The 23,558-nt window shown below is 66.7% G+C and carries 21 protein-coding genes; 14 read left to right on the forward strand and 7 right to left on the reverse strand.

What is annotated here, in order from left to right; genetic code table 11:
* Positions 1-144: 144 nt before the first annotated feature.
* Positions 145-1,347 (reverse strand): YihY/virulence factor BrkB family protein, encoded by a 1,203-nt coding sequence (locus CHB88_RS20085; protein ID WP_245845097.1) that lies wholly within the window; start codon positions 1,345-1,347, stop codon positions 145-147.
* A 235-nt stretch (positions 1,348-1,582) separates the two neighbouring features.
* Here CHB88_RS20085 and CHB88_RS20090 point away from each other — a divergent pair, with 235 nt between their 5' ends.
* The 3 genes from CHB88_RS20090 (at position 1,583) to ribA (ending at position 5,450) form a co-directional block, all read left to right on the forward strand.
* On the forward strand, positions 1,583-4,087 hold the full coding sequence (locus tag CHB88_RS20090; protein ID WP_245845099.1) for an AI-2E family transporter: 2,505 nt from the start codon (positions 1,583-1,585) through the stop codon (positions 4,085-4,087).
* 168 nt (positions 4,088-4,255) lie between these two features.
* Entirely contained in the window at positions 4,256-4,573 is a 318-nt protein-coding gene (locus CHB88_RS20095; protein ID WP_089401132.1) for a hypothetical protein, read from the forward strand.
* A gap of 235 nt (positions 4,574-4,808) precedes the next feature.
* Positions 4,809-5,450, forward strand: a complete 642-nt coding sequence (ribA, locus tag CHB88_RS20100) for a GTP cyclohydrolase II (protein WP_089401133.1) — start codon at positions 4,809-4,811, stop codon at positions 5,448-5,450.
* A 1-nt stretch (position 5,451) separates the two neighbouring features.
* Here the strand turns inward: ribA and mnmH are convergent, their stop codons facing one another.
* From mnmH to CHB88_RS20115, 3 genes are all read right to left on the reverse strand, one after another.
* A complete protein-coding gene (gene mnmH / locus CHB88_RS20105) occupies positions 5,452-6,525 on the reverse strand; it encodes a tRNA 2-selenouridine(34) synthase MnmH (RefSeq protein ID WP_089401134.1) in 1,074 nt (357 codons plus the stop codon).
* Between the two features lie 208 nt (positions 6,526-6,733).
* Complete coding sequence (locus CHB88_RS20110) at positions 6,734-7,561, reverse strand: DUF2182 domain-containing protein (protein ID WP_089401135.1); 828 nt, start codon at positions 7,559-7,561, stop codon at positions 6,734-6,736.
* 2 nt (positions 7,562-7,563) lie between these two features.
* Positions 7,564-8,196: a DUF1326 domain-containing protein gene (locus CHB88_RS20115; RefSeq protein ID WP_089401136.1), complete on the reverse strand. Its 633-nt coding sequence runs from the start codon at positions 8,194-8,196 to the stop codon at positions 7,564-7,566.
* On the opposite strand from CHB88_RS20115, the gene CHB88_RS20120 reads away from it, so the two are divergent.
* Positions 8,186-8,458 (forward strand): hypothetical protein, encoded by a 273-nt coding sequence (locus CHB88_RS20120; RefSeq protein ID WP_089401137.1) that lies wholly within the window; start codon positions 8,186-8,188, stop codon positions 8,456-8,458. The two genes, CHB88_RS20115 and CHB88_RS20120, sit on opposite strands and share 11 nt — an antisense overlap.
* 32 nt (positions 8,459-8,490) lie before the next feature.
* On the opposite strand, the gene senA is transcribed toward CHB88_RS20120, so the two are convergent.
* Positions 8,491-9,690 (reverse strand): selenoneine synthase SenA, encoded by a 1,200-nt coding sequence (senA, locus tag CHB88_RS20125; protein ID WP_176442570.1) that lies wholly within the window; start codon positions 9,688-9,690, stop codon positions 8,491-8,493.
* Positions 9,691-9,695: 5 nt separating this feature from the next.
* Here senA and senB point away from each other — a divergent pair, with 5 nt between their 5' ends.
* The 8 genes from senB (at position 9,696) to CHB88_RS20160 (ending at position 15,952) form a co-directional block, all read left to right on the forward strand.
* Complete coding sequence (gene senB, locus CHB88_RS20130; protein WP_089401138.1) at positions 9,696-10,706, forward strand: selenoneine biosynthesis selenosugar synthase SenB; 1,011 nt, start codon at positions 9,696-9,698, stop codon at positions 10,704-10,706.
* Positions 10,707-10,766: 60 nt separating this feature from the next.
* On the forward strand, positions 10,767-11,825 hold the full coding sequence (gene selD, locus CHB88_RS20135; protein ID WP_089401139.1) for a selenide, water dikinase SelD: 1,059 nt from the start codon (positions 10,767-10,769) through the stop codon (positions 11,823-11,825).
* Between the two features lie 33 nt (positions 11,826-11,858).
* A complete protein-coding gene (locus CHB88_RS20140; RefSeq protein WP_089401140.1) occupies positions 11,859-12,728 on the forward strand; it encodes a putative selenate ABC transporter substrate-binding protein in 870 nt (289 codons plus the stop codon).
* Positions 12,729-12,730: 2 nt separating this feature from the next.
* Positions 12,731-13,555 carry a phosphonate ABC transporter ATP-binding protein gene (locus tag CHB88_RS20145; protein ID WP_089401141.1) on the forward strand — a complete coding sequence of 275 codons (825 nt, stop codon included), beginning with the start codon at positions 12,731-12,733 and terminating at the stop codon, positions 13,553-13,555.
* Between the two features lie 8 nt (positions 13,556-13,563).
* Positions 13,564-14,400, forward strand: coding sequence for a PhnE/PtxC family ABC transporter permease (locus tag CHB88_RS20150; RefSeq protein WP_089401142.1), 837 nt, complete (start codon positions 13,564-13,566; stop codon positions 14,398-14,400).
* A complete protein-coding gene (gene phnE, locus CHB88_RS20155) occupies positions 14,397-15,203 on the forward strand; it encodes a phosphonate ABC transporter, permease protein PhnE (protein WP_089401143.1) in 807 nt (268 codons plus the stop codon). Before CHB88_RS20150 ends, phnE begins: the two co-directional genes overlap by 4 nt.
* A 39-nt stretch (positions 15,204-15,242) precedes the next feature.
* Positions 15,243-15,437 (forward strand): RES domain-containing protein, encoded by a 195-nt coding sequence (locus tag CHB88_RS24805; RefSeq protein WP_143131385.1) that lies wholly within the window; start codon positions 15,243-15,245, stop codon positions 15,435-15,437.
* A gap of 218 nt (positions 15,438-15,655) precedes the next feature.
* Positions 15,656-15,952, forward strand: a complete 297-nt coding sequence (locus tag CHB88_RS20160; protein ID WP_089401144.1) for a hypothetical protein — start codon at positions 15,656-15,658, stop codon at positions 15,950-15,952.
* Between the two features lie 152 nt (positions 15,953-16,104).
* Here CHB88_RS20160 and CHB88_RS20165 read toward each other — a convergent pair whose 3' ends face one another.
* Entirely contained in the window at positions 16,105-16,704 is a 600-nt protein-coding gene (locus CHB88_RS20165) for a glutathione peroxidase (RefSeq protein WP_245845103.1), read from the reverse strand.
* A gap of 164 nt (positions 16,705-16,868) precedes the next feature.
* Here CHB88_RS20165 and CHB88_RS20170 point away from each other — a divergent pair, with 164 nt between their 5' ends.
* Both CHB88_RS20170 and CHB88_RS20175 read left to right on the forward strand, forming a co-directional pair.
* Positions 16,869-17,897 (forward strand): PRC-barrel domain-containing protein, encoded by a 1,029-nt coding sequence (locus CHB88_RS20170; RefSeq protein WP_089401146.1) that lies wholly within the window; start codon positions 16,869-16,871, stop codon positions 17,895-17,897.
* A gap of 69 nt (positions 17,898-17,966) precedes the next feature.
* Complete coding sequence (locus tag CHB88_RS20175; RefSeq protein ID WP_089401147.1) at positions 17,967-21,587, forward strand: hydantoinase B/oxoprolinase family protein; 3,621 nt, start codon at positions 17,967-17,969, stop codon at positions 21,585-21,587.
* Between the two features lie 37 nt (positions 21,588-21,624).
* Here CHB88_RS20175 and CHB88_RS20180 read toward each other — a convergent pair whose 3' ends face one another.
* A complete protein-coding gene (locus tag CHB88_RS20180; RefSeq protein WP_089401148.1) occupies positions 21,625-23,331 on the reverse strand; it encodes a tetratricopeptide repeat protein in 1,707 nt (568 codons plus the stop codon).
* Positions 23,332-23,558 lie beyond the last annotated feature (227 nt).

Below are 23,558 nucleotides of genomic sequence, written 5' to 3' on the forward strand. Positions count from 1 at the left end.
CGGTCAGCACGTTGCTCTCTCCAAGGAAGGAGCATGTCCAATCGAATCGCGTGCAATGTTTAGCCGCAGGAGACGGCCGACATGCACCTATGCCTCGTGAAACCCGGTTGCCTGGCGTTGATCTGCCGTCACTGGGGGCGGTGCCTATTGCGCCGCACCGGTTGCCGGCGCGGCGCCAGCCTGCGCGACGGCACTGGCGTTCCGGGCTTCCTGCTGCACCAGCTGATCATGCTCCTGCTTGCGGCTGCCGATGGTCATCGCGTATTCATGGGTGAACAGCGAACCGTAGAAAAAGATTTGCGCCGAATAGTAGATCCAGGTGATCAGCACGACCACCGAACCGGCCGCGCCATAGGCTGTGCTGAAATTGCCGTGGGCCACGTACAGCCCAATGCCGATCTTGCCGACCGTGAACAGCAGGGCGGTGAGGACTGCGCCGATGAACACATCCTTCCAGGCGATCTTCACGGCAGGCAGGTACTTGAAGATGACGGCGAACAGGCCGGTGACGATGCCGAAGGACACCAGCGTGGAAACCGCCTTGGCGATCAGCTCGAACGCTTCGGAGGAGCCGGAGCCGCTCCACAGGTTGCCGAGGGCCGACAGTGCCGTGCTCACCACCAGCGAAGCCAGCAGCATCAGCGCCAGCACCAGCAGCAGGCCGACCGACAGGAAGCGTTCCTTGAGCAGCCCCATGATCCCGGAGGTTTCGCTCTTCTTGACCTCCCACAGCTCATCCAGGCTGTCCTTGAGTTCGGCGAAGGCGGTGGTGGCGCTGACCAGTAGCAACACGAAGGACACCACGCCGGCGGCGATGCCGGTGCTCTTGGATTGACTGCCGGCGATGATGGTGCGCACCGCATCTGCGCCCTGGCTGCCCATGAGCGAATTCATCTGGGAAAGCAGCAGCTCGGTGACCGCCTCGCGGCCGAAGAACAGGCCGGCGAGGGTGACTACCAGGATGAGGATAGGCGCTAGGGAAAACAGGGTGTACAGCGCCAGCGCCGCGCCCTTGCTGGCGGCTCGATGCGCCACCCAGGCCTTGGCGGCGGCAATGGCCACGTGCAGCAGCGACTTCGCATAGGAGCCATTCTGATGCGTCGCCCGCGCGACCTCTTCCGCCTGCCGTTTTTCCTGGTGCTTCGCCGGCGAAGCCACCGGCGTGGTCGGCGCGAGGGGAGCGGAGCCTGCCGCTTCCGGATTGACCGCCGGCTGAGGCATGCGCGGCTCGGGCGGCGCATGGCGGCGGCGGTACATGCCATAGGCGGCGGTGGCGACATTGGCCAGCGCCAGCATCACGTCCAGCATGTTCTTGCCTTGCGGCGCATGTTTTTTAGATGCCTTCATGGTCCCGTCCTTCTTACGAAACCCGGTCCGCCGCAGCGGAACCGGATGCAATTGAGTTGTCATATAGGCAGCATGCACCGGTCTTTTGTTCCTCCATTTCCATTTGTTCACAATGCAAGAACGGGTGCGAGACCCTGCGCCGGGTTTTGCGCTACACGGCATCACGTTTGCAAAGCTGAAACTCTTTCCTGCCCCGGCTGCCAAAAAGGTATCCCCTGTACTTGAGGCCGCTTCCGTGCGTTCAGAGACTGCGCTGTCCGATAACTCCCCCCGCCCGCCATTGCCCGCCGAGCCTGAAAACCTGGACGGTATCGGCGACGATCGCGACGTCGCCCGACCGGCGCAGGGCGGCGGGGTGATGACGGCCGCCTTGCTGCTGCTGACCATCGCAGCCCTATATTTCGGGCGCGAGATCTTCGTTCCCTTTGCGCTCGCGGTGCTGCTCAGCTTCATGCTGGCGCCGCTGGTGGCCTGGCTGCGCCGCCTGCATGTGCCGCGGGTGCCCTCGGTCATCCTGGTGGTGGTCGCCGCCTTCGCCTTCATCGGCGGCCTGTCGGTGCTGGTCGGCAGCCAGGTGATACACATCGCTGAGAACCTGCCGACCTACGAGCAGACGATGCGGGACAAGATACGCTCGCTCCGCCATGCCGCGCCCGGCGGCGGCGTGCTCGACCGAGCGACTGAAGTGTTCCAGTCACTCGGGCGCGAGCTGTCGACACCGAACGAGGTGAAGGGCACCGGCGCCGCGCCGGCCAAGGCCAAGCCGCAGAAGGAGCCGATTCCGGTGCGCATCGAGCCGCCGGACAATCAGGCGCTGGGCAATCTCGAGAAGGCGATCGCGCCGCTGCTCGGGCCGGTCGGCACCGCTGGCATCGTGGTGGTGTTCATCATCTTCGTGCTGCTGGAGCGGAACGATTTGAGCGATCGCTTCATCCGCCTCATGGGCGGCGACCTGCACCGCACCACCGAGGCGCTGAACGAGGCGGCGCGGCGCGTCAGCCGCTACCTGCTGATGCAACTGGTGGTCAATGCCACCTACGGCATCCCGGTCGGCCTCGGGCTGTACATGATCGGCGTGCCGGGCGCCTTCCTGTGGGGTCTGATGGCCACGCTGCTGCGCTTTGTGCCTTATCTCGGCCCCTTCATCGCCGCTTTCTTTCCGATGGTGCTCGCCTTCGGCGTCGATCCCGGCTGGAGCATGCTGCTGTGGACGGTGGCGCTGCTGGTGGCGATGGAACTGATCAGCAACAATTTCATCGAGCCCTGGCTGTACGGCTCCAGCACCGGCCTGTCGCCGGTGGCGGTCATCCTGGCCGCCATCTTCTGGACCACGCTGTGGGGGCCGATCGGGCTGATCCTCGCGACGCCGCTGACGGTGTGCCTGGTGGTGATGGGGCGCTACGTGCCGCAGCTGCAATTCCTCGAGGTGCTGCTCGGCAGCGACCCGGTGCTGGCGCCGGAAGAGCGCTTCTACCAGCGCCTGTTGGCCAGGAACATCGAAGAGGCGGTGGAGATCGCCGAATTGCAGGTGGCGGAGACGGCGCTGCTGCCTTTCTATGACCAAGTCTGCCTGCCGGCGCTCAAGCTGGCGGAGAACGACCGCCAGCGCGGCGCGTCGCCGGAAGACCGCAGGCGGGTCGCCGACGGCGTGCGCGCCGTCGTGCGGGAGCTCGGCGCCCATCGCGACCGGCGCGATGAGGCGGCGGCTGCGCCGGCGGGCAGTTCCGGACCGGTGCCGCGCTGGTACGGCATGCCGGTGCTGTGCATCGGCGGCCGCAGCGAGCTCGACGCCGCCTCGGCGGCGATGACGGTGGACGCGCTGGAGAGCTGCGGCATCGGCGCGCGCCAGCTGCCGGCCACCGCGGTGTCGCTGGAAGCAATCGGCTCGCTCGAGTTGGCCGGGGTATCGGTCGTCTGCCTGTGCTACCTGACGCCGGAGCCGCATACCTATGCCCGCTTCGTCACCCGCCGTCTCAAGCGCCGCATGGCGCAACTCAAGGTGATCATCGGCGCCTGGAACCTTGGCACCGACCAGGGTTCGGCGGAACAGTTCGCCACCCAGGTCGGGGCCGACGCCGCCGTCACCAGCCTGGACGAGCTGCGCGAGGTGATCGAATCCCTGCTCGACGATACCGACACGGCAACCGCGCAGGAAATGCCGGTGTCGCCGCAGGAGAGCGACCGGCTGGAAGCGCTGCGGGCCAGCGGCCTGCTGGAAACGCCCGCCGGCGACCACCTCGACCGCGTTGCCAAGCGCCTGGCGGATGCCTTCGATGCGCCGATCGGCCTGGTGAGCCTGATCGACGCCAGGTCCCAGCTGTGGAAAGGGGCGTCCGGCCTGCCGCCGGACTTGAATCAGAGCCGCCAGACGTCGCGCGACACGTCGGTGTGTACCTATGTCGTCGCCTCCGGGCTGCCGCTGGTGGTGGAAGACCTGGCGCGCGACCGGCGCTTCACCAACAACCCGTTGCTGCGCGAACACGGCATCCGCTTTTATGCCGGCGTGCCGCTCAAGACTTCCTCCGGCCACGCCATCGGCTCGCTGTGCGTGATGGATACCCGGCCGCGCAGCCTGTCGGCGCGCGACACCAAGCTGCTGCAGCTGATCGCCGATGAACTGATGGCCGAGTTCGATCATCCGGCCGCGGCTGCCGTCCATGCCGAGGGCGGAGCCAAGCCGGCGCTGCCCGAACGCCGCGACGAGCCGCAAACCGAAGCGGTGCCGGGCAACGGCGGGTGAACATCCGCGCAGGCGCGCAGTCTATGGCTTCCATGGCCGGGCCGGCCAGCGGCATGCATTCCATCAATTTTGAGCCAGATCAACGCGCGGCGGCGCGGCGGGATCAAAGCGGGTCCGGCGGTTTTCTAGGTATGTGTTTTCACTCACCAAACACGGAGACGAATCGTCATGCAAAAGATGCGGGTCAAGGATACGGATGATGCGGTTGCCGGCGTCAGCGCCCTGCGTGAAATCCTCGTGTCGGAACTCGCGACGATAGACCGGCTGATCCAGCGCACCGAGCTGGACACGGAAGGCAAGGCGCGCGAGGAATCGGAACAGATCATGGCTACCTATGAGCGCGTGCGCACCAGCCTGCTGAGCGGCCTGGTCAGCGTCGACGAGGTGCTCGGCTGGGTGCACATGCTGGCGGAAAAGGATCCGGAGGGCAATGAACTCGATTGCGTGCGCTCCCTGCCTTACGTAAACATCCTGCCGGTGATCTGACCAGGCGTCCCTTCGCTTGACGGGTCGCGGTTCCGGCTTGGGGCCTTGGCACGTTCCCGCTTCGGTTTGCCCCTGCGGCAATCCGTCCCTGTGATTGCGGCGCGCCGCGCGGAATACGCGGCGGCATGACCATTCCCGCCAAATCGCCGATAATCCGATATGCGCGTGAAAAACGCGGCCCGCGCCAGCGGCGCCCGCGCATGCGGCTTACCGCTTCAATCACATAGGACGAGAAATGAGTATTGGTGGAAAAGAAACCCCGGCCGCGGCTGCCCCGGCGCCGGTGATCGAGCATGTCGCGACATCACTGCTGCCGACCAGGCACGGCGGGTTCCATATCCACGTGTATCGCTGCCCGGATGACGGCATCGAGCATGTCGCGCTGGTGCGCGGCGATGTCAGGGGCAAGGAAAGGGTGCTGGTGCGGGCGCATTCGGAGTGCCTCACCGGCGACGTGTTCGGTTCCATGCGCTGCGACTGCGGTGAGCAGCTGGACAAGGCGATGGCGTTGATCGCCGAGGCTGGCGAAGGCGTGATCGTCTACATGCGCGGCCACGAAGGCCGCGGCATCGGCCTGGGCAACAAGATCCTGGCCTACGCGCTGCAGGACCAGGGACAGGACACGGTGGAAGCCAACCTCGCGCTCGGCCTGCCGGTGGACACGCGCGATTTCCAGATGGCCGTCAGCATCCTCGGCGAGCTGGGCGTGAAGACGGTGCGCCTGATCACCAACAATCCCGGCAAGATGCGCAAGCTGGCCGAGCACGGCCTGCACATCGTCGAGCGCATTCCGGTGGTCACCGAGCGCACGCCGCACAACATCGCCTATCTGCGGGCCAAGCAGGAAAAGCTAGGCCACTTCCTCGACTTCAATTAAGTCAGGCCGCGGTCGCGTCCGGCGCGGCGGCCTGCTCCGCCGCGGCCGGCGCCTCGAACTGCGCGCGCAGGCGGCGAGCCACCGGCAGCAGGCCTGGCACCGACAAATCGTCCAGCACGATCTGCGGCGACCTGTCGATCTCCGGATAATTGCGCAGGATGGAGCGGCGGTAGGCCGGATCGTAGTGGCTGCGCATTAGCCGCTCGAACAGCTCGGCGATGCGGCGTTCCTGTCCCAGGGTTTCCCAGGTCGAGAATTCCTCGCCGCTGACCAGCGGCCGCAGGAAGCGCAGGCGATCCAGCAGCGACATCGGATCTTCCTCGAAATGCCGGTAATCCTCGCGCAGCAGCTGCACCCGCTGCGGCATCGGCGCTTCGATGGCGATGGTCAGGCTGCGGCGCATGCCCACGAGCATGGACTCCGGGATCTGCACCTGGCCGATCTTCTTGCTTTCCGCCTCCACCCACACCGGGCGCGACGGGTCGAATTCCGACAGCCGCTGCAGCAGCAGGCTGTCGAACATCTTCTGCGTCGGCTGCGGCTTGCCCGGCACCGCGCCGATCATGGAGCCACGGTGCACGGCGATGCCTTCCAGATCCAGCACCTGGGCGCCGGCTTCGTCCAGCGCCTGCAGCAGGCGCGTCTTGCCGCAGCCGGTGGGGCCGGACAGCACGATGTAGTTGAAGCGGGTGGGCGCCTCCAGCAGCTGCTCATTGACCCAGCGCCGGTAGGTTTTCCAGCCGCCCTTGAGCTTTTCGACGCGGTAGCCGATGGTGTCGAGCACGTCGAACCAGACCTTGCTGCGCTTGCCGCCGCGGAAGCAGTACACCAGGATCTTGCTCTTGGCAGGCCGGTTTGCGAGATGTTCGCCGATGTGGCGCGAAATATTGTTCAGCGAGTAACGCGCGCCGAGCTGATAGGCGGCGAGCGGATCGGTGCGGTGCAGGGTGCCGACCTCGGCGAATTCCTGGTCGTTCACCACCGGCAGGTTGATGGCGCCGGGGATGTGGTCCTCGGCATACTCGTGCGGGCTGCGCGCATCGATGATCAGATCGTATTGACGGAAATCTTGCATGGTGGCGCCATTTTACGGGGTTGGCGGCCGCTCCGCTGCTGAAATTCCGATGCGGTCCCTGATGCTTGCCGGTTTGCCATCCGGCTGCGCTAGTCGCCCTTTCCGATGCGCAGGTGCTCCAGGATTTCCCTGACGACCAGCCCGATCGGCTCCGCCAGTCCGAGTACGGCGCCGATGCCGGCCACCACCATGAAAAAGGTCAACATGATCATCCCATCCCGGGCATCGCGCCGGCCTGGCGCGCCAGCAGTAGAATGCCCCACGCAGTCAGCCCGGCGCCGGCGAGCCGCGCCGTCAGCCGTCCGGCGGGCGCCAGTTTTTCGATCAGCACCAGCAGCGCCAGCCCGGCGATCCAGGCCATGTTCATCAAGCCGCCGACGAACAGCAGCAGCATCAGGCCCCAGCAGCAGCCGAGGCAATAGGCGCCATGGCGCGCGCCCATGGCGAAGGCGCCGCGCCGGCCCGGCCGCCAGTGCGCGGCAAGCGTCTCCAGCGGCGAGCGGCAATGATCGAGGCAGGCGGATTTCGCCGGGAGCCATTGATAAATGCCCGCCGCCAGCAGGATGCCGGCCGCCAGCCGGTCGCTGCCGGCTTCCATCATCGGCGTCAGCCAGCCGGCGGCTTCCAGGGCGAACTGCAGGCCGGTTGCCGCCAGGCTGAAGCCGCTCCAGGCGGCGAGATAGCCGCCCGCGAACATCAATGCCGCCGCCGACCCGGCCTGCATGCGCGCCGCCAGGCTGCCATACAGCAGGATCACCGGCGCCGCCGCCGGCAGCATCATGGCGGCCATCATCACCAGCCACATCGCCAGCATCAGCAGCGCATGCATCGGGGTCCATGGCCAGACGCTCATCGGCATCTGCATGCCGCCCATGTCCTGCAGCGTGCCGGCGCCGCTGAGCAGATAGGCCCAGCAGGCCAGCATGGCGACGCCGAGCAGCAGGGGCGTCAGCGCATGCTCCCGCTGCAACGCCCAGCGCAGCGCCGGCCAAACCCAATGCCGCGCGCCGGCGCGCACATTACCGGCGGCATCCATGGTCAGCCGGTCACGCCTTCCGGCGTCTGCGTCACATGCGCCAGGGTGCTGTGGGAATCGCGGCTGGTGAAGCGGATCGCGCCGCTGCTGTCTATCGCGGCCGAGGCCACTTCGCCCTCGATATGCTCGAAGCCTTCCGGCATCACCACTCGGATGCGGTGCGGCGCACCAGTGACCGGATTGCGGATCGGCTCCACCGTCGATTCCAGCACCCCGGGAATGTGCAGGCGGGCACGGCGCGCTTCCTGGTCGAACGTGAATTCGATAGGCGCGAACACCGGCGGATGCAGCGTCGCCGTGATCAGGCTGAAGATGTGGAACAGCGTGCCTTCGTGCGAGTGCTTGCCGGACATGATCTGGAACAACGCCTCGCGCTGCTCCGGGCTGGCGCGTTCGTCGATGATGGGTTGGGCCTGGCCGTTGCCTTCATGCAGCGCACCGGGGAAGTGCACGGTGACGAAGAAGCCGAGGCCGTCGAGCCGGGTCGGGCCGAAGTGGCCCCGGGTGATGCGCATGCCGAGGAAGCCTTCGCACTTGCCGTGGGTGGGGCGGGCATTGAAGTCGCAGGGACAGCCGTAGGCGCAGATGCAGTTCTTCAGCCATTCGCCTTCCAGGCGCCAGTCGATGGTGGCCATGTTCTTCTCCTTGGAAGAAGCGGGCGCGGAAGGCGTCGAGTCGCCTGCGGTCGATGTTTGCGCAGTGGAGGCGGACATCGCCGCATGTGTCCGGAAGACGCCGGAAACAAGCGGCCGGGCGCCAGCAAGCGGCGCCGCGTCGGTGAGCATGAACGGCAGGCTTGTGCCCGCCGGCATCGCTGCCGCGATGGTGCGGTGCAAATTCAGTCTGGCAGCTTCGGTGCCGATGTCCAGCGTGGCCGCTTCACCGCGTCTGCGCTAGATCAAACATCCTCGACGCAGGTTTGCCCAAACTCAGGCGGCGACGGTGCGGAAGCCGACGAAGATATCGTTCCGCTGCGGGAGATAGAAATTGCGAAAGATCGGGGACCGCATGCGCGGCGCAGTGGCGAAGGAAGCCCCGCGCACCGTCTGGTGGCTGCCGAACCAGGGGGCGGAATACTCGCGGTAGGCGTCGGGTTCGAAACCGGGATAGGGCTCGAACGGCGAGCAGGTCCATTCCCACAAGCTGCCCCACTGGAAAGCCGGATGGCCGGAACGGGCGGCATATTCCCATTCGAACTCGGTCGGCAGGCGCCGCCCGGCCCACATGCAGTAAGCCTGCGCTTCGTACAGGTTCACATGGCGCACCGGTTCATGCAGCGGCAGGGCGATGCGCCGGCCGAAGCGCTCGCACTGCCAGCCGCGGCCCTCGCGCCACCAGTAAGCCGGCGCCGACCGTTCCTGCGCCATCAGCCACGCCTTGCCGGCGCTGCTCCAGTAGCCGGGATTTTCGTAGCCGCCGTCGGCGACGAATTCGCGGTATTGCGCATGGGTGACCAGGCTGGAATCGATGGAAAACGCCGGCACGTGGCAGGCATGGCGCCGGCGCTCGTTGTCGAAGGAGAAGCCGGACTCCGCATCGTCGCTGCCGACCTGCAGCGTGCCGCCGGGGAAGGCGATGTCGCTCTGGGCCATCGCCTCCGCTGGCGCGTCGACGAACTCGCGCGCTTCCGGCGACAGCGGCAGGCCGAGCGTCTGCAGGGTGTAGAGGAAGGCTTCGCCATGCATGTCCTCGTGCGCCAGCGCCAGCCGGTAGGGATAGAGCGTCGCGTCATCGGCCTCGGCGCGGGAAAGCTTGTCCAGCACCCGGTCGAGCACCTCGCTGCAGTAAGTCCTGATGGCGCCGGCCGGTGGCAGGTCCAGTTGCCAGCGCGCGTCGTGCGCCACCCCATTGGAATCGAACCAGCCGTCGGCGCTGCGGATCATGGCCGGACTTTGCGCCGCCCCCGGCGCGCTCGACGCGGCGCCGCGCAGGATATACCACTCGGCGAACCAGGCGATATGGCCGATCTCCCACAGCGGCGGATTAACCGTGGGCAGCAGCGGCACGCCCTCCGGCCGGTCGGCCGCGGCGGCGGCGAAGCATCGGTACAGCGCGATGTTGCGCGCGCGTGTATGCTGCAGGGCAAGCGCCAGCCGGTCCGGCGCCGCCGTTCTGAAGGAATCGTTCATCCGCTATGTCGTCTGGTCAGTCCGCCAATCAGCAAGCCGGCCATCGAGCTTCCCGGCCGCACGTCGCCATTATCAGTCCGGCCATGGCAAATGCCAACAACGGCAACTGGCAGACCGCCAGCCGCTGGGCGCGATTCCTGGAGCCCGATTGCCGGGTCAGCCTGCTGCCGGCCTGGCAAGGAGAAGCGTGCGACGCCCTGATCGCCCTGCATGCGCGCCGATCGGCGCCTTCCATTTTCGAGTTTGCCTCGGCCTGCCCGACATTGCCTCTGGTGACGGTGCTGACCGGCACCGATCTCTACCGCGACATTCTGGACGACGACGATGCCAAGCGTTCCCTGGCGCTCTCCACCCGCCTGGTGGTGCTGCAGGAGGATGGCCTGCGGCGGCTGGACCCGCTCCTGCGCGGCAAGACCACGGTGATCTACCAGTCGGCGCCGGCGCTGCCGCCGATCGAGGCAAGCGAGCGCTCGCGTGAGGTCATCATGATCGGCCATCTGCGGGAAGAGAAATGCCCGCAGACCTTCATGCAGGCGGCGGAGCGGGTGACAGCACCCGGCGTGGCAATGATCCACGTCGGCGGCGCGCTGGAGCCGGAACTGGGCAAACGTGCCGAAGCCACCGCGCGACGCCTGCCGCATTACCGCTGGCTCGGCAACCTGCCGCATGACCAGACCCGCGAGCGGCTGCGCCGCAGCCTGGCGATGGCAATCGCCTCGCGCATGGAGGGCGGCGCAAATGTCATCATCGAGGCAGTCACCAGCGGCGTGCCGGTGCTGGCCAGCGACATCCCGGGCAACCGCGGCATGCTGGGCGACGGCTATGCCGGCTATTTTCCGCCCGGCGACAGCGCCGCGCTGGCGCGGCTGATCGACCGCGTCGCCGCCGACGACGCCTTTTTGGCGCTGCTGCGGGCGCAATGCGCGGCCCGCGCCGGCCTGTTCGCGCCCGAGCGGGAACGAGCGGCGCTCAGGCAATTGTTGGATAATCTGATTTTTCCCGACCCCGCTCGCTGACTGGCCCGGCTTGCACGCCGACCCGCGGTCCTTTTTCTTCCTATTCAGGCTGACACCAACATGAATGCACCGGCTGATCTCGGCATCCGACTCACTTCTTTTTCCCATGGCGGCGGCTGCGGCTGCAAGATCGCGCCCGGCGTGCTGGCCGAAATCCTGAAGAAGTCGAGCGGCTTCCCGGTGCCGAAGGAACTGATGGTCGGCATCGAGACCGCCGACGACGCCGCCGTCTACAAGCTCAACGACGAGCAGGCGCTGATCGCCACCACCGATTTCTTCATGCCGATCGTCGACGATCCCTTCGACTTCGGCCGCATCGCCGCCACCAACGCCATCTCCGACGTGTATGCCATGGGCGGCACGCCGATCATGGCGCTGGCCCTGGTCGGCATGCCGATCAACCAGCTGCCGGTGGACGTGATCGGCAAGATCATCCAGGGCGGCGAATCGATCTGCGCCGAAGCCGGCATTCCGATCGCCGGCGGCCACACCATCGATTCGGTGGAGCCGATCTACGGCCTGGTGGTGATGGGCCTGGTGCATCCGTCCAAGGTCAAGCGCAATGCCGATGCCCGCGCCGGCGACAAGCTCATCCTCGGCAAGCCGCTCGGCGTCGGCATCCTGTCGGCGGCGCTGAAGAAGAACGCGCTCGACGCCGCCGGCTACGCCGCCATGATCGAGAACACCACCAAGCTCAACAAGCCGGGCAAGGCATTGTCCGACCTGCCGGGCGTGCATGCGCTGACCGACATCACCGGCTTCGGCCTGCTCGGCCACACGCTGGAACTGGCGCGGGGCGCGAAGCTGCAGGCCCGCATCGCCATGAACCAGGTGCCGCTGCTGCCCGACGTGCAGGCGCTGGCGGAGCAGGGCTACGTCACGGGCGCGTCCGGCCGCAACTGGGCCGGCTATGGCCATGAAGTCAGGCTCGACGCCAACATCGGCGACGTGCAGCGCAGCCTGCTGACCGATCCGCAGACCTCCGGCGGCCTGCTGGTGTCCTGCGCGCCGCAGGCGGTGGACGAGGTACTGGCGCTGTTCCGGCGCGAAGGCTTCGCCCATGCCGCCGTCATCGGCGAGATGACCGAAGGCCCGGCCGGCGTCGCCGTTGGCGTGTGACCGGACGAATTTTCAACCCACCACCATAACAACATGATCCGACTTCCCCGCTTCCGCTCCCTGGCCGTCATCGGTCTCGCGCTGGCCGCCACGCTTTGCGCCGGCCTGGCGCAGGCGCAACAGGTGTTGCGCGTCTCCGCCATTCCCGACGAGGCGCCGACCGAACTGCAGCGCAAGTTCAAGCCGCTCGGCAATTATTTGGAGCAGAAGCTGGGCATGAAGGTGGAATTCATGCCGGTGACCGACTATGCGGCCTCGGTCGAAGGGCTCATCAACAACAAGCTGGACATGGTCTGGTTCGGCGGCTTCACCTTCGTGCAAGCCAAGGCGCGCAGCGGCGGCAAGGTGCTGCCGCTGGTGCAGCGCGAGGAAGACGAACAGTTCAAGTCGGTCTTCGTCACCACCGACAAGGCCATCAACAAGCTCACGGACCTGAAAGGCAAGACCTTCAGCTTCGGCTCCGAGTCGTCCACCTCCGGCCACCTGATGCCGCGCTATTTCCTGCTCAATGCCGGCATCAACCCCGACACCGACATGAAACGCGTCGCCTTCTCCGGCGCGCATGACGCCACCGTGGCCGCCGTGTCCGGCGGCAAGGTCGATGCCGGCGCGGTCAACATTTCGGTCTGGGAGAAGCTGGTGACGCAGAACAAGGTCGATCCGAAGACGGTGCGGGTGTTCTACACCACCCCCGGCTACTACGACTACAACTGGAGCGTGCGTTCCGACATGAATCCGGCGCTGCGCCAGAAGCTGACCGAAGCTTTCCTGTCCTTGAACAAGAACGACCCGCAGGGCAAGGAGATCCTCGACCTGCAGCGCGCCACCCGCTTCGTGCCGACCCGGCCCGAGAACTATGACGCCATCGAGAAAGCGGCGCGTCAGGCGGGCCTGCTAAAGTAACCATGAGTTTCGAGCTGCAAGGCGTGTCGGTGCGCCATCCGTCGGTCGCGGCCGGACAGGCATTCGCCCTGTCCGACCTGGCGCTCGGCATTGCGCAGGGCGAGCAGGTGGCGCTGATCGGGCCTTCCGGCGCCGGCAAGACCACGCTGCTGCATACGCTCGCCTGCGCCTTGCGTCCCGATGCCGGCGGGTTGCAATTGTTCGGCACCGACCCCTGGAAGCTGGATAACGCAGCGCGCCACGCGCTGCGCCGCCGGCTGTTCCTGGCGCCGCAGACGCCGCCGCTGCCGCCGCGCCAGCGGGTGGTGACGGCGGTGCTGGCCGGCCGCCTGCCGCAATGGAGCCTGGCGCAGGCGCTGCTGTCGCTGGTCAAGCCGGCCGACCCGCGCGCCGCTTTCGAGGCGCTGGCCCGCTTCAATCTCGAGGACAAGCTGTATCACCGCGTCGACCGCCTGTCCGGCGGCGAACGCCAGCGCTGCGGCATGGCCCGGCTGCTGGTATCGGAAGCGGCAGCCTTCCTGGTCGACGAACCGCTCTCCGCGCTCGACCCGACGCTGGCGCGGCAAACCCTGCGCGTGCTGCAGCAGGAAGCCAAGGCGCGACAGGCCACCCTGGTCTGCAGCCTGCATCAGGTGGACCTGGCGCGCCAGCATTTCGAGCGCATCGTCGGGCTGCGCGCCGGCCGCATCGTGTTCGACGCGCCGCGCGAGGCGGTGAGCGATGCCATGATCGCCGCGCTCTACCAGAATGCGCATGAGGCCGTGCCGGCACTGGCGGACTCGCCCACGCCCGCCGTGCTGCGCCGCCCGGCGACGCGCTGCTTCTGAGCCGTTTCATGCCATCCCCAGCCGTTTCCCTGCCTCATGGCGATCCCGCCTGGCGCGGCCGCCTGATCGGCACGCTGCTGGCCGCGATCATTCTGTGGCCGCTCCTGGCGTGGAGCGAATTCAAGCCGTGGATCCTGCTCGATGAACAAAGCCTGAAAGCCACTGGCCGTTTCCTCGCCGCCTTCTTTCCGCCGGCGCACTCGCTCGACTTCCTCGCCCTGGCGGCGGAAGCCACCTGGCAGACGGTGGCCATGGCGACCGCCGGCATGGCCCTCGCGCTGATCGGCGCCATTCCTTTCACGTTGATCGTCACCGAGCAGCTGTCGGTGTCGCGCATCGGCACCGGCCGCATCGGCTGGCTTGGCCGCACGGTGCGGCAGGCGGTGCGCTGGCTGCTGATCCTGCTGCGCAGCGTGCCGGAACTGGTGTGGGCGCTGCTGTTCGTGCGCATCGTCGGCCTCGGCCCGACGGCCGGCGTGCTGGCGATTGCGCTCACCTATTGCGGCATGCTCGGCAAGGTGTACGCCGAGATCCTGGAATCGGCCAACCCGCACGCCACCCGCAGCCTGCTGCAGAACGGCGGCAGCCGGCTCGGCGCACTGGTCTACGGCATGCTGCCGGAAGCGGCTTCGGAACTCGTCTCCTACACCATCTATCGCTGGGAATGCGCGATCCGCGGCTCGGTGGTGATGGGCTTCGTCGGCGCCGGCGGCCTCGGGCAGCGCATGGATGAATCGATGAAGATGCTGGCCGGCGACGAAGTCTGCACCATGCTCATCATCTTCGTGCTGCTGGTGGCCTGCGCCGACGGCGTCAGCAAGCTGCTGCGGGGACGGCTGGCATGAAGCGCGAGCCGGGCATGAAGGCGCTGCCGCCGGCACCGCGCCGGCCGCTCTCGGTGCTGCTGGTGCTGCTCGCGCTGGCGGCACTGACGATCGCCAGCTTCGCCACCCTGCGCCTGCAATGGCAGGGACTGTTCTCCGCCGACGCGGCGGCAACGAGCATGGAGTTCCTGCGCGGCTTCGCGCCGCCGGAAACGGCGCCTGCCTTCCTGTGGAAAGTGGCCGGCGGCATCGCCGAAACCCTGGCGATGTCGGCGCTCGGCACCGGCATCGCCGCGCTGCTCGGCCTCGCGCTGGCGCTGCCGGCCAGCGGCCGCTTCGGCGGCGTCGGCCGCGGCTTCATCCGCCTCATCCTGAATGTGCTGCGGAGCGTGCCGGAACTGGTGTGGGCGGCGGTGCTGCTGATCGCCGCCGGCCTCGGACCCTTCGCCGGCACACTGGCACTGGCGGTGCACACCACCGGCGTGCTCGGCCGCCTGTTCGCCGACACCCTGGAAAACGAATCGCCCCAGGCCGAAGCCGCGCTGCGCATCAACGGCGCCGCGCCGATGGCGGCCTTCTTCTACGCCAGCCTGCCGCAAACCCTGCCGCAGATGATGTCGTACACCCTCTACCGCTGGGAAAACAATATCCGCGCCGCCGCCATCCTCGGCGTGGTCGGCGCCGGCGGCCTCGGGCAGATGCTGAAGTACCACCTGTCGCTGTTCCAGATGCACCAGGCGGCCACGGTCATCCTGGCGATGCTGCTGCTGGTGGCGCTGGTGGATGCGGTGAGCTTCGGCTTGCGGCGGGTGATGACGCGCTGAGGTGCTGAGGTGCTGAGGCGCTGAGGTGTCTGGGATGACATGACCGACGTGGCATCGTCTCAAGACGATGGCCGGCAATGGCTGACGTCGCCTAAACAGCTGGTATTGCTGGTGCCATCGGCAGTGATCCGGGAAGCGGCCAATGCGGTGATCAATACGCTGCATCCGGCGTGTTCGACGATTCGAGTCGAGGCAAAGCGCAGTTTCAGTTCCGATCACGGGCTTTTCTCCTGAGGGCCTGATTCGTATCGGTTTGGCCAGCGCCTTCAAGCAGAATCAAGCAGAAAAGCGATGGTCCGTTATTGACGCAAAAAGTCTCTTCTGCCTGTGAAAGCCAACCGCGATCAAGCAAACATCATTGGCATATGAGTTGCTAAGGGCGGGGGCGCTCTTGGGGCTTAACGCTGCGCCAAGCGCTTGTGTCGCTAACCTTTCACTTCATGGAGCCAGGAATGGAATCAATCACACCAGCAAGGCTGGATCAGGGAGTCGTATCAACCAATGAAAACCCGCTCCCCAGCGTGGCGTCCTGTCAGCCGCCGGACAACAAGGCGGCGATAGCAGATATGGAGCAGGGTGCCAAAGGCGCTTTCGGAGGACTAAGTCTCACTTTTGTCGGAGCACTTGCCAAGACTCCTCCGCTCAGCGCATTGGGTATCTTGTTTGCCTTCCTTAGCTTTGTGAATTTCGGCAGGGGCTACACGGAGCGGAAACCGAATCCGTGCAATGATGTTCTGCCGAAGAAGTAAGCTTTCAGAATTCATCCATCGCCGTGAGCCAGCCACTTTCCATGGTGGCCTGACGCGACAAGCAGAACATATGCGGATGCCATCAAGTCGGCAATTCCAGAGTCATCGTCAACTGATAAGGGCGATGCGCGCCACCGCCCTGTCAAGCCACCTCACCCGTTCACATTCAACACCTTCTCGATATCCGCCACGAACTTCCTGTCATCCGGCGACGTCATGCTGGAGTAGCTGCCCACCACCTTGCCATTGCGGTCGATGAGGTACTTGTAGAAGTTCCACTTCGGCGCGGTGCCGGTCTGCTGGGCGAGGGCGCTGTGCAGCGGGTTGGCTTCCTTGCCGCGCACCGAGGTCTTGGAGAACATCGGGAATTTCACGCCGTAGGTGTTGTAGCAGAAGTCGGCGATCTGCTTGTCGTTGCCCGGCTCCTGGGAAAAGTCGTTCGACGGGAAGCCCAGCACCACCAGTCCCTTGTCCTTGTACCGGGCGTACAGCGCCTCCAGTCCTTCGTACTGGCTGGTGAAGCCGCAGTAGCTGGCGGTGTTCACCACCAGCACCGCCTTGCCGGCGTACTGGCAGAGATTCTGCGGCGCCTCGTCCTGCAGGCGATTGAAGCGGTAATTGAGAATCGCCGGACATGCCGCCGGCCCGGCAGGCGTCGCGGCGGGAGCGGAAGGACGCTGGGGTGCGGATTGCGCCATCGCGCCGGCGGCGGATACGGCGCACAACGCGCCCAGGATGATGCTCTTGAACATGATGGACTCCATTGAACGGCCGTTGAAAGATGGCTTTCAGTGTACGCCAGCGCCAGGATTTTTTCCGGCGAGGATGTGGAGCGCGGTCCCATGTTGCCGAACTGATTTGCTTTCCTGGCATCTGATGGACATCGGAAACCGTCCATCTCGCCAGGAGAATCGCCATGTCGCTTTCACCAAGGAAAAACCTCGTTCTGCCCGCGCTGCTGTCCGCGCTTGCGCTTGCGGCGACCGCACCATCGCAGGCGCAGACCAGCGCCGCCACCCCGCGGCCGATGACCGCGCCGCCGGCCGCGCCCCAGGCGCAGCAGAATGCGCCGGACGTCCGCATCAGCAAGCTCAAGGGGCGCGACGTGCAGGATGCCAAGGGCAAGAAGATCGGCGACATCGAGGACCTGGTCGTCGACATGCAGCGCGAATATGTGCCCTACGTAGTGCTGTCATTCGGCGGCGCGCTCGGCCTCGGCGACAAGCTTTTCGCCTTTCCGCCGAACAGCTTCCAGAGCGGCAAGGACAACCATCTCGTGCTCAATGTCGAGCGCGACAAGCTGAAGAACGCGCCCGGCTTCGACAAGAAGAAATGGCCGGACTTCAACGACAACGCCACCCGCGGCGCGCTCAACCGCTATTTCCAGGGCCAGACCACCCAGGCCGGCAGCGAGGTCGGCCAGCTCTGGCGCGCCTCCGAGATGGTCGGCAAGAACATCAACGAGCGTTCCGGCCGCAATGCCGGCAAGATCGACGACGTCGTGGTCAACCTTGGCAATGGCAAGGTGGAGTATGTGGTGGTGGCCTTCGACAAGGCATGGAGCCCCGACGGCAAGCTGGTCGTCCTGCCGCTCAAGGCCATCGATTTCCCCGGCCGCACCGATCTTGATCCGATCATCAACATCGCCCGCGACCGCATCGGCGAAGCGCGCAGCTTCGAGAAGAACACGTGGCCGGACATCAACAGCGCCGCCTTCAAGAATGACGTGCGGCAGTACGTCGCCAGCTTCGATGCCGCCGGCAGCGGCCGCATCCAGGCCGGGCCGACCCAGGGCGTGTCGGAGAAGCAGCCGGCGAATGCCTCGAAGGTGCCGTCGGACCCGAACAGCCTGGCGAAGATGCCGGCGCCGGGCATGCAGAGTTCCGGCAATGCTCCGCAGGGCGATGCCAAGGCGGGCGGCGGAAACAGCGGCAATGCCAGGTAAGGCCGGAGCGCGCCCTGCCGGCCCGCCATGCGACAATCGCCTGATCCCTAGCGAACGATCAGGCCCCTCATGCAACGCTGGCAATTCTGGATAGACCGCGGCGGCACCTTCACCGACATCGTCGCGCTGCGTCCGCAGGGCGACATCGTGACGCACAAGCTGCTCTCGGAAAACCCGGAACGGTATGCCGACGCCGCCATCGCCGGCATCCGCCACCTGCTCGACGTGAAGCCGCACGAGCCGATCCCGGTGGAGCGGATCGCGGCGGTGAAGATGGGCACCACGGTCGCCACCAATGCGCTGCTGGAACGCAAGGGCGAGCCGACGGTGCTGGCGATCACCCGCGGCTTCCGCGATGCGCTGCGCATTGCCTACCAGAACCGGCCGCGCCTGTTCGACCGGCGCATCGTGCTGCCGGAGCTGCTCTACCAGCGCGTCGTCGAGATCGAGGAACGCATCGGCGCGCAGGGCGACATCGTGCTGCCGCTGGACGAGGCGAAGGCGCGCGCGGATCTGGGCGAAGCCTTCGACGCCGGTTTCCGCTCCATCGCCATCGTCTTCATGCACGGCTACCGGCATTGCGTCCATGAAGCGGCGCTGGAGCGCATCGCCCGGGAGATCGGCTTTACCCAGGTGTCGGTATCGCACAAGATCAGCCCGCTGATGAAGCTGGTGTCGCGCGGCGACACCACGGTGGTCGATGCCTATCTATCGCCCATCCTGCAGCGCTACGTGGCCCGGGTGGCGCGGGAACTGCCGGGCGTGAACCTGCAGTTCATGCAGTCCAGCGGCGGCCTGACGGACGCGCGCGCCTTCCAGGGCAAGGATGCCATCCTGTCCGGGCCGGCCGGCGGCATCGTCGGCATGGCGCGGGCAGGCGCAGCGGCCGGCTTCGGCCAGGTGATCGGCTTCGACATGGGCGGCACGTCCACCGACGTCTCCCACTACGCCGGCGAATTCGAGCGCGTGTTCGATACCCAGATCGCCGGCGTACGCATGCGCGCGCCGATGATGAGCATCCACACCGTCGCGGCGGGCGGCGGCTCCATCCTGCATTTCGACGGCGACCGCTACCGCGTCGGGCCGGACAGCGCCGGCGCCGATCCGGGCCCGGCCAGCTACCGCCGCGGCGGACCGCTGACGGTGACCGATGCCAATGTCATGACCGGCAAGCTGCAGCCGGATTTCTTTCCGCATGTGTTCGGGCCGCAGGCCGACCAGCCGCTCGATGCGCAGGCGGCGGCAGCCGGCTTCGAACGACTGGCGGACGAGATAGGCCGCGCCACCGGCCGCCGCCCGGCGCCCGAGGAAGTGGCGGAAGGCTTCATCGATATCGCGGTCGGCAACATGGCCAATGCCATCAAGCAGATCTCGGTGCAGCGCGGCCACGACGTCACCCGCTATGTGCTCGCCACCTTCGGCGGCGCCGGCGGCCAGCATGCCTGCCTGGTGGCGGATGCGCTGGGCATGACGCAGGTCTTCGCCCATCCGCTCGCCGGCGTGCTCTCGGCCTATGGCATGGGCCTCGCGGACCGCGCCGTGATGCGGGAAGCCGCCCTCGAACTCAGGCTGGAGGCGGCGTCGCTGCCGCCGCTGGCGCGCAGGCTGGACGAGCTTGCCGCCGAAGCGGGCGCCGAGCTGGCGCGGCAGGGCGTGGAAGCTTCGCGGCTGCGCCTCCTGCGCCGGGTGCATCTGCGCTACGACGGCACCGATACCGCCCTCATCGTGGCGCATGGCGCCGAGGACGAGATGCGCCTGGCTTTCGAATCCGCCTACCGCAGGCGCTTTTCCTTCCTCATGTCGCACAAGGCCCTGATCGTGGAAGCGGTGTCGGTGGAAGCCCTCGGGCCGTCGGACGCGCCGCCGGAAAAGCCGCCGGAGCGGCCGGCGCGTCCGCACGGCTTGCAGCCGGCACGGCGGGTGCGCCTCTATTCGCGCGGCCGCTGGCATGACGCCGCCTTGTACCGGCGCGAGGATACGCGGTCCGGCGACGCGATCGCGGGGCCGGCCATCATCGCCGAAGCCACCGCCACCACCATCGTCGAGCCGGGCTGGGAGGCGCGGGTGACGCAACGGGATCATCTGGTGCTGCAACGGGTCGTGCCGCGCGAACGGCGCCGCGCCATCGGCACCGAAGCCGACCCGGTGATGCTGGAAGTCTTCAACAACCTCTTCATGTCCATCGCCGAGCAGATGGGCATGCGCCTGCAGAACACGGCGCATTCGGTCAACATCAAGGAGCGGCTGGATTTCAGCTGCGCGCTCTTCGATGCCGGCGGCAACCTCATCGCCAACGCGCCGCACATGCCGGTGCATCTCGGCTCCATGGGCGAGAGCATCAAGACGGTGATGCAGGAAAACGCTGGCCGCATGCGGCCGGGCGATGTGTTCATGCTCAACGATCCCTACCACGGCGGCACCCATCTGCCGGACGTCACGGTGATCACGCCCGTGTTCGACGATGCCGGCGGCGAGATCCTGTTCTACGTCGGCTCGCGCGGCCACCATGCCGACATCGGCGGCACCACGCCCGGATCCATGCCGCCGGACTCGGTGCATATCGAGGAAGAGGGCGTGCTGATCGACAACTTCAAGCTGGTGGAGGCCGGCCGCCTGCGCGAACGGGAAACCCGGGCGCTGCTGCAGGGCGCCCGCCATCCCGCGCGCAATCCGGACCAGAACCTCGCCGACCTGCGCGCCCAGGTGGCGGCGAACCAGAAGGGCGTTGACGAATTGCGGCGCATGATCGAACACTTCGGCCTCGACGTTGTGCGGGCCTACATGGACCACGTGCAGGACAACGCCGAAGCCTCGGTGCGGCGCGTCATCGGCGCGCTCAGGGACGGCGCCTTCGACTATCCGATGGACAACGGCGCCGTCATCCGGGTGAAGGTGACGGTGGACCAGGCGGCGCGCAGCGCGCGCATCGACTTCACCGGCACGTCGCCGCAGCAGACGAACAATTTCAATGCGCCGGCGGCGGTGTGCATGGCGGCGGTGCTGTACGTGTTCCGCACGCTGGTGGACGAGGACATTCCGCTCAACGCCGGCTGTCTCAAGCCGCTGGAAGTCGTCATCCCCGAAGGCTCGATGCTCAACCCGCGCTATCCCGCTTCGGTGGTGTCGGGCAATGTCGAGACCTCCACCTGCATCACCAATGCGCTCTATGGGGCGCTGGGCGTGATGGCGGCCGCGCAGGGCACCATGAACAACTTCACCTTCGGCAATGAACGCCACCAGTATTACGAGACGATTGCCGGCGGCTCCGGCGCCGGCGAAGGCTTCGACGGCACCGACGTGGTCCAGACCAACATGACCAACTCCCGCCTCACCGATCCGGAAGTGCTGGAATTCCGCTTCCCGGTGCGTCTCGACAGCTATGAGATTCGGCCGGGCTCCGGCGGCAAGGGGCGCTGGCACGGCGGCAGCGGCGGCGTGCGCAAGGTGCGCTTCCTGGAGGCCATGACCGCATCCATCCTGTCCAACAACCGGGTGCATGCGCCCTTCGGCATGGCCGGCGGAGAATGCGGCCAGCGCGGACGCAATTTCGTGATCCGCAGCGATGGCCGCGTGGAAGCGTTGCCGCATGTGGGCAAGACGCCGATGCAGCCGGGCGATGTGTTCGTGATCGAGACGCCGGGCGGCGGCGGTTATGGCGCGCCGGCCGACGGCGGCGCCGGACCGTCTTGATGCAGCGGATGCCGCGCTGCAGGCGGCATCGCGGCGGTCATTGCGCGGGCAGGGGCAGTCCGTGCATGTCCTGGCGCGTAGTGGACAGGGCAAGCAGCTGTGCCCTGACTTCCGCCACCACGCCCTTCCAGTTCCCGGCTTCGGTCTGGCGCACGAGCCGCGTGCGCGGATACCACGGCGAATCCTGCCGCTTCAGCATCCAGCGCCAGTCCGGCAGGCGCGGCAGCATCAGTATCACCGGGCGGCCGAGCGCGCCGGCCAGATGCGCCACTGCGGTATCGACGGTCACCACCACGTCGAGGTGCATCAGCATGGCGGCGGTATCGTAGAAGTCGCGTATCTTCGCTGCCAGGTCCACCACCGGCGCGCCGAATTGGAGCTGCCGTTGCGCCGGGCCGACCTGGAGGGAAAAAAAGCGCGCCTCCGGTAGATTGAACAGCGGCGCCAGCGTCGCCAGATCCATGGAGCGCTCGCCGTCGCGGCGATGGCCAGGCGACCCGGCCCAGGCCAGACCGACCTTCAGTACGGGCTGGCCGGCGAACAGCGATGCCGCATGATCGACCGCCGCGGGCTCGACGCCGAGATAGTTGCAGCCGGCGGGCAGGTCCGCGTGATCGATGCCGAGCAGATGCGGCAGGCTCATCAGCGAGCAATGCATGTCGAACTCCGGACTGCCGTAGACCTGGCTCGGGTCGCGCATGCGCGGGATGACTTCGACCGCTGGCATGTCGCGGAAGGTGTAGCGGATCAGCCAGAACAGCTCATTCTGCACCTCGAACCAGACGCGCGCGCCGGCTTCGGCCAGGCGCGGCAGCAGGCGGCAAAACTGGATGGTGTCGCCCAGTCCCTGCTCGGCATACACCAGCAGGCGCCGGCCGCGCAGTTCGCCGCCCTCGAAGCGCGGCTGGGGCAGCATCCGGTTGGGGAAGTCGAAGTCCTTCCAGGTCCAGCGCAGCTCGTAATTGGCCCAGCCCCGCTTCAGTTCGCCCAGCAGCAGCTGGGTCACCGCGAGGTTCCAGCGCGGCAGGCCGTGCTGCGGCGACAGGTCGGCCGCGCGCTGGTACAGCGGTTCGGATTCGGCGAAATAACCCAGGCATTGCAGGCAGTTGGCGAAATTGTTCAGCACCTGGGCCGCCTGTCCCGGAAAGGGCAGGGCGTCGAACGCCAGGGCCGCCGGCGACGGCAGGTCCAGCTCGCCCAGCGCGGCCTCGAGCACCCCCATGACCTGTGCGATGCCCTCGTCGCGGCGGGCATAGTGTTCCATCAGCGGCAGCAGGCAGGCGATGCCGTCCCGGTACTTGCCCATGCCTTCCCAGGCCTGGGCCAGGTTGATGATGGCCGGAACATGGCGCGGATGGCTGGCCAGCAGCTCCCGCAGCAGGTGCTGCGCCTCCGGGTAGAGCCGCTGCTGCAGCAGGACATCGGAAAACCGGACCATGAAGTCGAGCGCCCGGGATGCCGGCAGGCAGGCGAGGGTGGAACGCAAACTGGCGCAGTACTCCGGCTTCGGGCCGCCATCCCGAATCGCCTGCAGCAGCAGGTTGGCCGCCTCGTCATGCCGGTTGCGCTGGCTGCGCGCCACGCCGAGCAGGAAATGCGCGTCCGGGCGGCAGGCAGGGTCGTTCAGCAGGGATTGGTAGATCGCTTCCGCGCTGTCGAGCTGGCCGGCGCCATGCAATCCGCGCGCCTTTTCCAATGCCTTGCGGCCGGGTTCCATACCCGGGTGTGTTGGTTCGAACATCATGGGTCTTGCCCCTTTGCGTCGATTCGCGGTCAATTCTAGTCAAGCAACCGGTTCTTTCGCATCTCATCTTTGTGGTAAATGCGAGGCGGAAGCGCGATTTTTTCTCCGGAAACGAAGCAACCGCGACATCGAGGACATGGAAATATCGCCGCAGGGCCGAAAACGCTGATTAGGCGTCAAGATAGGGAAGTGCGCGGGGAGGGGGATTGGCGCCGCACACGGGCGGC

Source organism: Noviherbaspirillum humi (assembly GCF_900188095.1).
GTDB classification, from domain to species: domain Bacteria; phylum Pseudomonadota; class Gammaproteobacteria; order Burkholderiales; family Burkholderiaceae_D; genus Noviherbaspirillum; species Noviherbaspirillum humi.